The sequence below is a fragment of the Brachybacterium sp. JB7 genome (assembly GCF_003335205.1).
Taxonomy (GTDB): Bacteria; Actinomycetota; Actinomycetes; order Actinomycetales; family Dermabacteraceae; genus Brachybacterium; species Brachybacterium alimentarium.
This window is the reverse complement of the sequence record NZ_QPGN01000001.1, coordinates 152,239-164,740: the sequence shown is the minus strand read 5'-3', so window position 1 is coordinate 164,740 and position 12,502 is coordinate 152,239. Positions and strand designations below refer to the sequence as shown.

Sequence of the window (12,502 nt, the reverse complement as noted above, 5' to 3'; positions counted from 1 at the left end):
GGTCGCCCGGACCTCTCGACATCATCCGACGATGCGGAGATCAGTCGCGACGGTAGGAGTCGTCGTCCTCGCGGGGCCGCACGGGCTCGCGCTCGACCTCGTCACGCGGGTCGTACTCGCGCGCGGGCTCACGGGAGTCCTGTGCTCCGCGGTCGTCGCGGGCGGGGCGCGAGCGGGGCTCGTCCTCCTCGGCGTCATCGCCCTTGTCGTCGCCGCGCATCTCCTCGACCTCGGACTTGAAGATGCGCATGGACTTGCCCATGTTCCGGGCGAGACCCGGGAGCTTGTTGGCTCCGAAGAGCAGCACGACGATGAGTACGACGATGACGATCGCCCAGGGGTTGCGGAACATTCCCATGAGATTCCCTTTCCAAAGCGCCACGTTGTTGCACGGGCGCGCACATCATCCCACAGCGGATGGAGCGCTCGACGGACCGCTCGGCGAGCGATTCGGCCCGCCGTGCGGCGGGTGGGTCAAGCGTAACGGCTATGCCTGGGTGTGACGTGCACCCGAGATCTGCGCCACGGTCACGATCGTGTCTCTCAGCTCACGGGGCGCGAGCACCTCGACCGCTCCCGAGGACTCCAGCACGGCGTCCACGAGCGCCGCCCGGACAGGGCCGTCCAGACGGGCGTAGGCGATCCCGTCCTCGCCGTCGCGCAGCTCGGCGGCGGCGAAGGATTCGGCGACCCAGCGTCCGGGCGGATCCATCCGCAGCCAGACCTCCTCCTGGACACGTCCCCCGAGGGCGGGCCCCTCCCCGCGGTGCGGCCGCTCCTGCGGGGTGCCGTCCGGCAGGATCTCCACGATCCGTTCGAGCCGGAACTGGCGCGGCGCGCCCGCGAGCTCGCAGTCGGCGACCAGATAGGACCGGGCCCCGTCGGTCTCGATCCGGAGCGGGTGGATCCTCCGCACGCTCGTGCCGGGGCGATCGGTGGAGGAATAGCGGACGGTCAGGCGCGACTGGTCGGAGTCGTCGTCGGCGCGCAGGGCCTCCTGCACCGCGGCGAGGACCGTCTCGGCGCGATCGGCGGTGCGCGCGACCATCTCGTCGGCCGCGGCGGCCTCGGCGAGCTCGGTGCGGGTGGGCAGCGGCGACGGGGCGTCCGGCACGGTCCCGGCGAGGAGCTTCTCCCGGGCGCTGGCGACGATCGGCTCCGCGTCCCCGGCGGTCGGCTCGAGGGCGGCGCGGCCGGCGAGCAGCGCGGTGATCTCGACCGCGCTGAGCCGCAGGGCCCGGCGCAGCGGCTCGGCGTTGCGCACCCGGACGGTGCCGTGCTCCCACTCGGCCTCGATGAAGTCCTCCCAGCCGGTGCCCATGTCCCCGCAGACGAACAGCACCTGCAGGTCGGTGATCAGCTGCTTCTCGGAGATCCCGAGCGCGGAGGAGAGCTCGGCGAGGTCCGCCTCTCCCCTGCTCATGACGTACGAGGCCTCCGAGATGAGGCGCGAGAGCGTGTCGTTGCCGGTGGGGGTCGTGCGGATCCGCGGATCGGGACGCGCAGCGGCGGTCCCGACGACAGAGAGATCCGCCTCGCCCTCATGGGCGGCCGCGACAGATGCCAGCACGTCCGCGATCTCCGTGCGCCACTCAGCAGGCTCGACCAGTTCGAGCCAGCGGATGTTCGACAGCAGCATGCGGCGCACGGCGGGGCGGGGCAGCTCGGGCAGCTCGAAGCGCGGCGCCTCGAGCGAGGCGCCGGCATGGTCGCGCAGGGCGAGCGCCTTGTACGGTGCGGCGTCGACGACAGCGCGCGCCTGGTCCTCGCTGGAGTGCAGCGTCTCCCAGACGGCATCGAGGTCGAGCCCGTCGGGGCGGGGCTCGACCGCCGGCGGGCCGAGGGACGGAAAGGATTCGATGCGCGAGGCACGGAACAGTCGCGGCGCCTCACGGTCCCGGTCCCAGCCGTGCACGTACCAGTGGCCGTCGTGCACTCCGACGACCCACGGCTCGACGGAGCGCGGGGTCGGCGTGCCCCGGGTGCCGCGATACGTGAAGCGCACGGTGCGCGAGGAGGTCACGGCCTCGAGCAGCGGGGAGAGGACGGGCAGCGACTCGACGACACCGCGCGGAGTGCGGCGCAGGAGATCGGGATCGGCGTCGTGGCCGAGGCTCAGCAGCTTCGAGCGCACCCGGCGGGCCGCGCCCCCGGCGGCGGCATCGTCCCAGGCACGGCTCGCGGCCAGCAGGACCGTGTACTCCTCGGTGGTGAGATCCAGCACCGCTCCGGACTCGGAGCCCTCGATCCGGTAGTACACCGTGTTCTCGTCCAGCACGTCGCGCTCGGTGACCAGGGGCATCCCCAGCTCGAGGATCGCGGCCTTGTCCCGCTCGAACATCCGCTCGGCGGCCTGCTCGGACGGAGCATCGGCATAGTCCGTGATCACAGCGAACAGCTTCGCGCGGTCGATCCGACGGCGCGACCCGATCGTCATGATGACGTTGAGCAGTCTCTCCACACTCTTGGCAGCCACCCCGCCAGCGTAGCCGTCGTGCCGCCCGGGGGCGTCCGGAACACCTAGGCTGGTGCCATGCTGCACTGGGAACGGGGAACGGTCACCGGCACGAGGTCCTCCTGGAGGGGCGTCGATCGCCTTCTGGTCGAGATCGAGGGCGAGACGCTCTCCGCGATCGCCTACCCCGAGCTCACCGGGACGCCGGCCGCGGGCGAGCAGGTGCTGCTGAACACCAATGCCCTCCGGCGCGACCTGGGCACCGGAGGCGACGCTCTCGTGGTGGCCCGGCTCGACGTGACGCCGCAGCCCGAGGCGACCACCGGGCACATGGTCAAGGCCCGCTACACCCCGATGCAGACCATGGTCGACGCGATCGACGACCCGGAGGGCGAGCACTACGAGACCATCCGCGATGCGCGGGACGTGGACGGGATGCCCGTCGTGGTCGCGGATCTGCACTCCTCGCTCCCCGCGATCGTCGCCGGGATCCGCGCGGAGCGGCACAGCGCGCGGATCGCCTATGTCCACACCGACGGCGCCGCCCTGCCGGCCGCCTATTCCCGCACCGCAGCGCGCCTGCGCGAGGCGGGCCTGATCGCCTCCGTGATCAGCGCGGGGCAGTCCTTCGGCGGCGATCTCGAGGCGGTCACCGTCCACTCGGCCCTGCTCGGTGCCAAGCATGTCGTCGAGGCGGACATCGCGATCGTCATCCAAGGTCCCGGGAACCTCGGCACCGGGACGGGGTGGGGATTCTCCGGCATGCAGGCTGCGGAGTGCCTGCACGCCGCGGCCGCGCTCGGCGGCGCACCGATCGCCGCCCTCCGGGTCTCCGGCGCGGATCGTCGGGAGCGCCATCGCGGGCTCTCACACCACTCCTCGACCGCGTACGGCCGGGCGACGCTGACCGCGGTGCGGCTGCCCGTCCTCGACTACACCGACCCTCGCTACAACGCTTTTCATGCGTCAGTGCGGGAACAGGTGGAATCGACGATCGTCGAGGAGGGGCGTGCCCGCGGGATCGAGCACGAGGTCTGCGGGGTCGACGCGAAGGGTCTGCGCGATGCCCTGGAGGACGTGCCGGTGCGGCTGTCGACGATGGGTCGCACCCTCGCCGAGGATCCGGAGGCCTTCCGGTATGCGGCGCTCGCGGGGCGCTGCGGGGCGAGCCTGCTCCCGGCCCTCTGAGGCTCAGCGCTCGGCGGCCTCGCCGCGCTCCTGGACGAGGGCCTGCAGACGGTGCGCGTCCGCGATGGCCCGCTTGCCGTCGTACCGCTGGATGGCGTTGATGGCCAGGGTCGATCCGTCGGCGAGGTCGAGATGCGCCCAGGGGTCCCCCATCGGGAAGCTGATGCCCAGGATCTCCGGCCATTCCACGGTACGAGTGCGGAAGACGTTCCTCACCTCGAGCTCGGACTCCCGCGCCACCAGGCGCACGGAGGCCTCGAGGTGGCAGAACAGGGCGATGAGCACGCCCACCGTGATCAGCCCGATGCGGCCGATGAGCAGGAACCCCGGCATCACGACGGCCCCGGCGATCATCCCGGCGAGCACCACGATGGCGGTCAGGTACGCGAAGACGCGCACCATTCGCGGGCGGAACACCGTCGTGGTCATCAGGGCCTCAGATGCGACAGGCCTGAATCGCGGTGACCAGGATGGCGCGGGCGCCGGCGTCGTAGAGATCGTCCATCATCCGGTGTGCGGCGCGACGATCCACCATCGCCCGCACGGCAGACCACTCGCCGCCGTGCAGCGGCGAGACCGTCGGCGACTGCAGCCCGGGCGTCACCTGGACGGCCGTCTCCAGCAGAGCAGTGGGGATGTCGTAGTCGAGCATCACGTACTCGCGGGCCACCAGAACGCCCCGGAGCCGCCGCTCGAGCACCTCGAGAGAGTGCGCACCGGCCTCCTCGAGCACCATGCCGGGGCGCGAGAAGAGCACGGCCTCGCTGGTCATGATCGGCTCGCCGAAGGGCTCGAGGCCGGCCTGGCGCAGGGTGGTGCCGGTCTCGACGACATCGGCGATCACGTCGGCCACGCCGAGGCGGATCGAGGACTCGACCGCGCCGTCGAGGTGGACCACGGACGCGCCGATGCCGCGCTCGGTGAGGTAGTCCTCGACGAGGTTCTCGTAGCTGGTGGCGATGATGGAGCCCTCGAGGCTCGTGATGTCCTCGCGGGTTCCCATCGGCGCGGCGAAGCGGAAGGTCGAGCGGGCGAACCCCAGGGAGAGGATCTCCTCGGCCGGCGTGCGGGAGTCCAGCAGCATGTCCTGGCCGGTGATGCCCACGTCGACGGTGCCGGAGCCGACGTAGACGGCGATGTCGCGGGGGCGCAGGTAGAAGAACTCGACGTCGTTCTCCTGGTCGACGACCACCAGGTCCTTGGTCGTGCCGCGGCGGCGGTAGCCCGCCTCCTGCAGCAGATCGACGGCGGGCTCGGACAGGGCGCCCTTGTTGGGGACTGCGATGCGCAGCACGGTTCCTCCTCGGCCGCGGGGGCGGCCCATGAAGCGGCGTCGGCGGGCGACGGATGGAAAGTCTGGTGAAGCTGTCAGGGAATGCGGGACGAGCGGCTGCTCAGAGCTGGCGGTAGACGTCGTCGAGGCTGATGCCCTTGGCGACCATCATCACCTGCAGGTGATAGAGGAGCTGACTGATCTCCATGGCGGCGTCCTCATGGCTCTCGTGCTCGCAGGCCATCCAGACCTCGGCCGCCTCCTCCACGATCTTCTTGCCGATCTGATGCACCCCGGCATCGAGCTCTCGGACGGTGCCGGAGCCCTCGGGGCGGGTACGGGCCTTCTCGGTCAGCTCAGCGAACAATGCTTCGAAATCCTTCACGCCACCAGGGTACGCGTCCCGGTGAGCAGAGCGCGCGTCGGACCATCCACCGGGCGCCGGATCACTCCCGGCGCACGGTGGGGTCCAGGTGCGCGGTCTCCACGGAGACCCGTTCGCCCTGCTCGCCGTGCTCGCTGCGGTCCTGACGGCTGCGCACGCGCCACCACACGAAGAAGCCGATCAGCGTGAACGCGCCGTAGAAGACGTACATGAAGGCGCTCGCGTAGTAGCCGGCACTGACCAGGAGAGGCACGCCCACGAGGTCGACGGCCACCCAGATCAGCCAGAACTCGACCCATCCCTTGGCCATGCCGAAGGTGGCCAGGAGGCTGCCCATGAAGATCCAGGCGTCGGCCCATACGGGCTCGTACGAGCCGAGGGCGCGGAAGAGCGGCGTGAGCGCTGCGGTGCCGCCGACGAGGGCGACCAGCAGCAGCACCCTGGTTCCCCCGGAGGCCCAGCGGGGCTCGACCGCGGTGCCGCCGTCGTGCTGAGCCTGACGCCAGCGCACCCAGCCGTAGATGCTGGTGAGGATGAACATGATCTGGCGTCCGGCCTGGCCGAGCAGGTCCACGGAGCCGGGATTGCCGAAGACGGTCCCCATGAACACCGTGAACAGCAGCACGTTGCCGACGATGCCGATCGGCCAGGCCCACACCTTGCGGCGCATGCCGCCCAGGGCGCTGAGGAGCCCGAAGACGTTTCCGAGCACCTCGCGCAGGAGGATGAACTGGCCGCCCGCGAAATCGATGCGCGCGTCGAAGAGCCACTGCAGGAGTTCCATGTCGGTCCTTTCGCCGTCGGATGCAGTGGCTCCGGGGGGGAAAAGGGTTCCGGCATGGCTCCGGGGAAACGCCGAGGGCGCCCTGGGCATGCAGGACGTGCGCCTCTCATCCAGGCTGTACTGTCGGTGCCGGAGTTCCACCGGCTCCACCGCCGAAGCGGGTCGCGGACTGTCACCGCCGGCTCGGAATTTCACCGACCCCGGAGCACGTCACTGATGTGACCGCCCCAGGATAGCGCCGTCGCCGCCGGCCCGGGTCAGTGGGCCGTGTGGCGCCCGGCCAGTTCGCGCAGGGCGGAGATCTCGTCGGCGGCGTCCTGGGCGCGGTAGATCGCGGAACCGGCCACGAACACGTTCGCCCCCGCCTCCGCGCAGCGTTCGATGGTCTCGCGGCTCACGCCGCCGTCGACCTGGATCGACACCTCGAGGTTGGCCTCGCTGATGGCCCGACGGGCGCGGCGGATCTTGGGGAGCATGGTGTCCAGGAAGCTCTGCCCCCCGAAGCCGGGCTCGACGGTCATGATCAGCAGCATGTCGAACTCGCCAATGACGTCGAGCAGCGGCTCGATCGGGGTGGCGGGCCGCAGTGCCACCCCCACCTCGGTGTTCTTGCGGCGCAGATCCCGGGCGAGCTTGATCGGAGCGCTCGCGGCCTCGAGATGGAACGTGACCGAGGAGGCACCGGCCTCGGCGTACTGGGGGGCCTCGCGGTCGGCGTCCTCGATCATCAGATGGGCATCGATCGGGATCGGGCTGCGCTCGACGATCTGCTCGACCATGCTCGGGCCGAACGTCAGGTTGGGCACGAAGTGGTTGTCCATCACGTCGACGTGGACGCTGTCGGCGGTGGAGATCTTGTCCAGCTCCGTGCCGATGCTCATGAAGTCGGCGTTGAGGATGCTGGGATGGATGTACTGGCCATCGGTCGAGTAGGCGGCATTCATGATGTCGGGGTTCCTTCCACGGCGGGGGCTGACTGCTTGCGCAGCAGGCAGATGTACATGGCGTCGGTGCCGTGCACGTGCGGCCACAGCTGCACGGCAGGGCCCTCGCCCAGCTCGATGTCGGTCCGATGCGCGGGCAGCACACCGGCGCGCACGGCGTCACGAGCGTCGAGCTCCTCGACGTCCTCGCGTCCCTTGAGCACGTCGGCGACCACCAGGCGCGTCTCGGCGAGGTGCGGCGAGCAGGTCACGTAGGCGACCACGCCGCCGGGCGCCGCAGCGTCCAGAGCGGAGGTCAGCAGGGTGCGCTGCAGGGTGCTCAGCTGGCCGACGTCCGCCGGGGTGCGGCGCCAGCGGGCCTCGGGACGACGACGCAGGGCACCGAGTCCGGAACAGGGCACGTCGGCGAGCACGCGCGAGAAGCGACCGGGCAGCTCGGCACCGAGGGTGGTGCCGTCGGCCGTACGGGTGCTGATCTCGCAGCCGGCCTCCTGGAGCGTCGCGACCGCGCGCTCGACGAGCTCGGTGCGGTGGGGCTGCAGCTCGACCGCGAGCAGGTCGGCGTCATGGCCGACGGTGAGCCCGCCCAGCAGAGCGGCCTTCCCGCCCGGGCCGGCGCATAGGTCGAGCCAATGGGCGTCGTCGGCACGGACCAGATCGTCCGCGCCCAGGGCGAGTGCGAGGGCGGCGAGCTGGCTGCCCTCGTCCTGCACGGCGACCCGGCCCTCCTTGACCGCGTCCATGCCGCCGGGATCGCCGGAGGGCCAGGACGCCGCGAAGACGCTGAGCCGGCCTGCGCTCGCGCCGTGGTCGATCAGCTCGTCGAGATCGGTGAGCCCGGGGCGCATCACCAGCGAGACCGCGGGCGCGGCGTTCTGGGCGGCCAGCAGCTCGTCGATCTCGTCGCGGGAGCGGCCGTGGCCCGCCAGTGCGTCGGTGAGGGCGCGCACCACCCAGCGGGGATGGGAATGCACGACGGCGAGATGGCCGGTGGGATCCTTCGCGCGCTCCGGAGCGACCTCGTCGATCCACTCCTCGAGGGTCCTCTCCCCCACCCGGCGCAGGACGGCGTTGACGAAGCTCGCCGCACCGGCGCCGACCTCGGAGCGAGCCAGGGCCACGGTCTCGGAGGTGGCGGCGTGGGGCGCGACCGTCATGTCCAGAAGCTGGTAGGCACCCAGGCGCAGCACGTCCACGAGAGCGGGGTCGACCTTCTCGAGGGGACGGTCCACGCACGCGGCGAGGATCGCGTCCAGGCGGCCCTGGGCCCGCAACGAGCCGTAGAAGAGCTCGGTGGTGAAGGCGGCGTCGCGGCCGGAGACCCGGTGGGAGCGCAGCAGGCGCGGCAGCACGAGGTTCGCGTAGGCGTCGTCCTCGCGGATCAGGCGCAGGCCCTCGAAGGCGACCTGGCGCGAGGGCGTCGAGCGACGGCCGCGCTCCGACGGCCTCGAGGAGGACCAGCCGCGTCGCGGCCCGCCCTCGCCGCGGGAGCCGGAGCGCTCCCGGCCCTTGCCGTCGCGACCGCCCTGGGGCCGGTTCCCGCGCCGGTCGTCCCGGTGCTCCCCGCCGCGTCGCTGCTCACTCATGCCTGTACTCCGTCCTTCTGGTCCTTCTGGTCCTTCGGCTGCTGGGTGAAGGCGGCGTCCTCGGCCAGCCCGGCACCACGGGCCCAGTCCGCGGCGCGCATCGGCCGCTTGCCCGCCGCAGCGATCGTCGAGATCGCCAGGGGGTCGGTGCCGGTGCCCACGAGGACGTGACGCTTCGTGGCCGCGATCCTCCCGGGGGCGAGGCCGACGTGCTCGGGAGCTGCCTCGATGCCGAGGATCTTGGCACGGGCACCGTCCAGCAGCGTCCAGGCACCGGGGTGCGGACTCATCCCGCGGATGTGCGCGCTGACCTGATCGGCCGGAAGGGCCCAATCGATCTCCGCCTCTGCGGTCGAGAGCTTCGCGGCGTGGGTGGCCCGGGTGTCGTCCTGCGCGGTGAACGTGGCGGTGCCGGCCTCGAGGGCGTCCAGCGCCCGCAGCAGCACGGACGCGCCCTCCTCCGCCATGCGGTCCAGCAGCTCACCGGAGGTCTCGAACTCGCCGATCGTGGTGGGAGCCGTCGTGAGGAGATCCCCCGTGTCCAATCCCTTCTCCAGGCGGAACACGCTCATGCCGGTCTCCCGCTGGCCCGCGAGCACGGCGCGCTGCGCCGGGGCGGCGCCGCGCCACGCCGGCAGCAGCGAGAAGTGCAGGTTCACCCAGCCGTGGGCGGGGATGTCCAGCGCCGCCCGGGGCACGAGGTTGCCGTAGGCCACCACCGGGGCCGCATCCGGAGCGAGCTCGCGGAGCTGCTGCTGGACGGCCTCGTCGCGCAGCGTGGCGGGGGTCAGGACGGGAAGGCCGGCGTCCAGGGCGAGGGCCTTGACCGGGCTGGGCGTGAGCTTGCGGCCGCGCCCCGAGGGGGCATCGGCGCGGGTGAGCACCCCGACGATCTCGTGGTGCGAGTCGAGCAGGGTGCGCAGGGACGGGAGGGCAGCCTCTGGGGTGCCGGCGAAGAGCAGTCGCATGATGGGCACGAGTCTACGGGGAGGCCCGGATGCCTAGAGTGGTGCCATGCCCCGTCGTCGCCCCCTCGTGCTCTGATGGCGGGGGACGTCACACCGGGCCACGCGATCGGGTCCCCTGCGTACCGGCGGATGCTGGCCGCACTGGTCTGCGCGGGGATCGCCACGTTCGCGCAGCTCTATTCGCCCCAGGGGATCCTCCAGCTCATCTCCGCCGATCTCGGCATCGGCGCGGAGCGTGCGGCACTCACCGTCTCCGCCGCGACCGGAGGGCTCGCGCTCGCCGTGCTCCCGTGGTCCTTCGTCGGGGACCGGCTCGGGCGGCTGCGCGCGATGGTCATCGCCGTGACGTCGGCAACGGTGCTCGCAGTGGCCTCCGCCTGGGCGCCGACCTTCGAGCTGGTGCTCGGACTGCGCTTCCTGGAAGGCGTCGCGCTGGGCGGGGTGCCGGCGCTCGCGATGGCCTATCTCTCCGAGGAGGTCGACGAGCAGGCGCGCACGATCGCCGCCGGATGGTTCGTGGCCGGCACCACGGTGGGCGGCCTGCTGGGGCGGGTGGTGGTCACCCCGATCGCCGACGCCCTGTCCTGGCGGGCGGGGATGACCGCGGTCGCCGTCCTGGCGGCGATCGCCGCCACGACCTTCGTGCTCACCGCGCCGCCGGAGAGGCGCTTCGTACGGCTCGACCCCCGCCACGGGGACACCCGTACGGCGCGGCTGCTCAGGACGCTGCGCGATCCCGGCCAGCTGGGCCTGTACGCCTGCGCGTTCCTGCTGATGGGCGGGTTCGTGGCGATCTACAACTATCTCGCCTTCCACCTCAGCGCCCCGCCGTACCTGATCCCCGCCGGGCTGATCGGGCTGGTGTTCCTCGCCTACCTCGGTGGCACCGTCTCCTCCCCGCTCGCCGGCAGGCTCGCGGCGCGACACGGCCGGTTGGCCGTCCTGCTGGCGTCGATGGGCGTGATGCTGCTGGGCCTGCTCGTCACCCTCGCCGGCCCGCTCCTGCTGGTCCTGCTGGGTCTGGTGGTGATGACGGCGGGGTTCTTCGGTGCGCATTCGATCGCGAGCGGCTGGGCCGGTGCGCGGGCTGCCGGCGCCCGGTCCCAGGCGACGGGCCTGTACAACCTCTCCTACTACGCAGGATCCAGCGCCCTGGGCTGGAGCGTGGGCTACGTGTACGAGGGCGCCGGCTGGCCGGCGACCGTTGCCGTGGTCGCGGCGGGGATCGTGGTGGCGGCGGTGCTCGCGCTCGCCGCGCTGCGTCCGCGTCAGTAGACCAGGCCGAACACCCACACCGCGAGGGTCATCGTGGTCGCCGTGATCAGCACGATGCCGATGAGGTTCAGCCACAGTCCCCCCTTGGCCATCTGCGGGATCTGCACGTAGCCGGAGCCGTACGCGATCGCGTTGGGCGGGGTCGCGACCGGCAGCATGAAGGCGCAGGTCGCAGCGATCGCCACCGGGATGGCCAGCAGCATCGGATCGATGCCGATGCCCACCGCCACCGCGGTCGCGACCGGGAGGAAGGTCGCGGCGGTCGCGGTGTTGGACGTGAGCTCCGTGAGGAACAGGACGCCGGCGGCGGCGATCATCACCACGAGCACGACGGGCAGGCCGCCGATGTGCTCGGTGACCTGACCGATCCACTCCGTGAGGCCCGAGTCGCTGAACTGCTTGCTCAGCGCCAGGCCGCCGCCGAACAGCAGCAGCACGCCCCACGGCAGCTTCACGGCCGCCTCCCAGTCCAGCAGACGCACCCCGCGGGCGGCGCCCGCGGGCATCACGAACAGCAGCAGCGCGACGACCATGGCGATGCCGGCGTCGCTGATCGGCGGCTCGGCGCCGAGCACCAGATCCCACAGCAGCGGCACGAACACCCAGCTCACGGCGGCGAGCACGAAGATCGCGAGCACGCGCACCTCACCGGAGGTGATCTTCCCCAGCGACCTGCGCTCGGTGCGGATCAGCTCGACGCCACCGGGGATCTCGGTGATCTCCGGCTTGAACAGCACCTTGGTGAGCAGGAGCCAGGCGATGACCATGTACACGACCGCGAGCGGGGCGCCCACGATCATCCAGCGACCGAAGCCGATCGTGATCCCGAAGTCCTGGCTCATGTGCGCCGCGAGCAGGGCATTGGGAGGGGTGCCGATGATCGTGGCGAGCGATCCGATGGATGCTGCGTAGGCGATGCCGAGCATCAGGGCGGTCCCGAAGTTGGACCGCACCGCGGTGGTGGTCGAATGGTCCGCATCGGGGTTCGGGTCGACGCCCTCGCCGGGCTCCTCCCCCTTCGCGGCGGCGTCCTCGAGGCGCAGCTTGTTCACCAGCAGCAGCACGGAGACGCCGATCGGGAGCATCATCACGGCGGTCGCGGTGTTCGAGACCCACATCGAGACGAAGCCGGTCGCGACCATGAAGCCGAGGATCAGCAGCGACGGGCTGGTGCCGATCATGCCGACGATCGCCAGGGCGATGCGCTTGTGGAGGTTCCATCGCTGCATCGCCAGGGCCAGCATGAAGCCGCCCATGAACAGGAAGATGATGTTGTTGCCGTAGGAGCCGCCCACGTCGTCGAAGCCGACGTCCGTGTTCAGGACCGGGAACACCACCAACGGCACCAGGGCGGTGGCCGGGATCGGCAGCGCCTCGGTCATCCACCACACGGCCATGAGCACCGCGGTCGCCGCGGTGAGCTTGGCGCCGTGCGAGGCGTCGTCCGGCATGATCAGGTAGAGGACGATCGCGAGGACCAGGCCCAGCACCAGGCCGAGCCGGCGGACGACGATCGTGCGACCGTGCTCGGCGGGGGCCCTCTCGCCGTCGGCGAGGTCCGGGCGGTCCTCGGTCGACGAGTTCGCCGAGGTCGAGGCATCGGAGTGCATCAGGATCCCTTCATCGCGACGGTGCGGTGGAGTA

The 12,502-nt window shown here is 71.3% G+C and carries 12 protein-coding genes and 1 riboswitch; of the genes, 2 read left to right on the top strand and 10 right to left on the bottom strand.

Annotation, left to right across the window (positions count from 1 at the left end):
- Nucleotides 1-40 precede the first annotated feature (40 nt).
- Nucleotides 41-358 (bottom strand): Sec-independent protein translocase subunit TatA, encoded by a 318-nt coding sequence (gene tatA, locus CIK81_RS00750; protein WP_199586228.1) that lies wholly within the window; start codon nucleotides 356-358, stop codon nucleotides 41-43.
- Nucleotides 359-487: 129 nt separating this feature from the next.
- A complete protein-coding gene (locus CIK81_RS00745; RefSeq protein ID WP_241963859.1) occupies nucleotides 488-2,476 on the bottom strand; it encodes a WYL domain-containing protein in 1,989 nt (662 codons plus the stop codon).
- Nucleotides 2,477-2,533: 57 nt separating this feature from the next.
- Here CIK81_RS00745 and CIK81_RS00740 point away from each other — a divergent pair, with 57 nt between their 5' ends.
- Complete coding sequence (locus tag CIK81_RS00740) at nucleotides 2,534-3,643, top strand: DUF3866 family protein (protein WP_096166189.1); 1,110 nt, start codon at nucleotides 2,534-2,536, stop codon at nucleotides 3,641-3,643.
- A gap of 3 nt (nucleotides 3,644-3,646) precedes the next feature.
- On the opposite strand, the gene CIK81_RS00735 is transcribed toward CIK81_RS00740, so the two are convergent.
- The 7 genes from CIK81_RS00735 to fmt all read right to left on the bottom strand — a co-directional run bounded on the left by CIK81_RS00735 (nucleotide 3,647) and on the right by fmt (nucleotide 9,583).
- On the bottom strand, nucleotides 3,647-4,072 hold the full coding sequence (locus CIK81_RS00735) for a PH domain-containing protein (protein WP_096166188.1): 426 nt from the start codon (nucleotides 4,070-4,072) through the stop codon (nucleotides 3,647-3,649).
- Between the two features lie 7 nt (nucleotides 4,073-4,079).
- Nucleotides 4,080-4,937 (bottom strand): ATP phosphoribosyltransferase, encoded by an 858-nt coding sequence (hisG, locus tag CIK81_RS00730; protein WP_096197689.1) that lies wholly within the window; start codon nucleotides 4,935-4,937, stop codon nucleotides 4,080-4,082.
- A 100-nt stretch (nucleotides 4,938-5,037) separates the two neighbouring features.
- On the bottom strand, nucleotides 5,038-5,301 hold the full coding sequence (locus tag CIK81_RS00725; protein ID WP_096166186.1) for a phosphoribosyl-ATP diphosphatase: 264 nt from the start codon (nucleotides 5,299-5,301) through the stop codon (nucleotides 5,038-5,040).
- A gap of 61 nt (nucleotides 5,302-5,362) precedes the next feature.
- Nucleotides 5,363-6,085: a nicotinamide riboside transporter PnuC gene (gene pnuC, locus CIK81_RS00720; RefSeq protein ID WP_096197688.1), complete on the bottom strand. Its 723-nt coding sequence runs from the start codon at nucleotides 6,083-6,085 to the stop codon at nucleotides 5,363-5,365.
- Between the two features lie 94 nt (nucleotides 6,086-6,179).
- Nucleotides 6,180-6,297: riboswitch (FMN riboswitch) on the bottom strand.
- Between the two features lie 45 nt (nucleotides 6,298-6,342).
- Complete coding sequence (rpe, locus tag CIK81_RS00715; RefSeq protein ID WP_096166184.1) at nucleotides 6,343-7,029, bottom strand: ribulose-phosphate 3-epimerase; 687 nt, start codon at nucleotides 7,027-7,029, stop codon at nucleotides 6,343-6,345.
- Entirely contained in the window at nucleotides 7,026-8,615 is a 1,590-nt protein-coding gene (locus CIK81_RS00710; RefSeq protein ID WP_096197687.1) for an RsmB/NOP family class I SAM-dependent RNA methyltransferase, read from the bottom strand. Before CIK81_RS00710 ends, rpe begins: the two co-directional genes overlap by 4 nt.
- Entirely contained in the window at nucleotides 8,612-9,583 is a 972-nt protein-coding gene (gene fmt / locus CIK81_RS00705; protein WP_096166182.1) for a methionyl-tRNA formyltransferase, read from the bottom strand. Before fmt ends, CIK81_RS00710 begins: the two co-directional genes overlap by 4 nt.
- Nucleotides 9,584-9,658: 75 nt before the next feature.
- Between fmt and CIK81_RS00700 the strand changes: the two genes are divergently transcribed.
- Entirely contained in the window at nucleotides 9,659-10,858 is a 1,200-nt protein-coding gene (locus tag CIK81_RS00700) for an MFS transporter (RefSeq protein ID WP_114355266.1), read from the top strand.
- Here the strand turns inward: CIK81_RS00700 and CIK81_RS00695 are convergent.
- Nucleotides 10,852-12,468, bottom strand: coding sequence for a DASS family sodium-coupled anion symporter (locus CIK81_RS00695; RefSeq protein ID WP_114355265.1), 1,617 nt, complete (start codon nucleotides 12,466-12,468; stop codon nucleotides 10,852-10,854). The two genes, CIK81_RS00700 and CIK81_RS00695, sit on opposite strands and share 7 nt — an antisense overlap.
- Nucleotides 12,469-12,502: the final 34 nt, after the last annotated feature.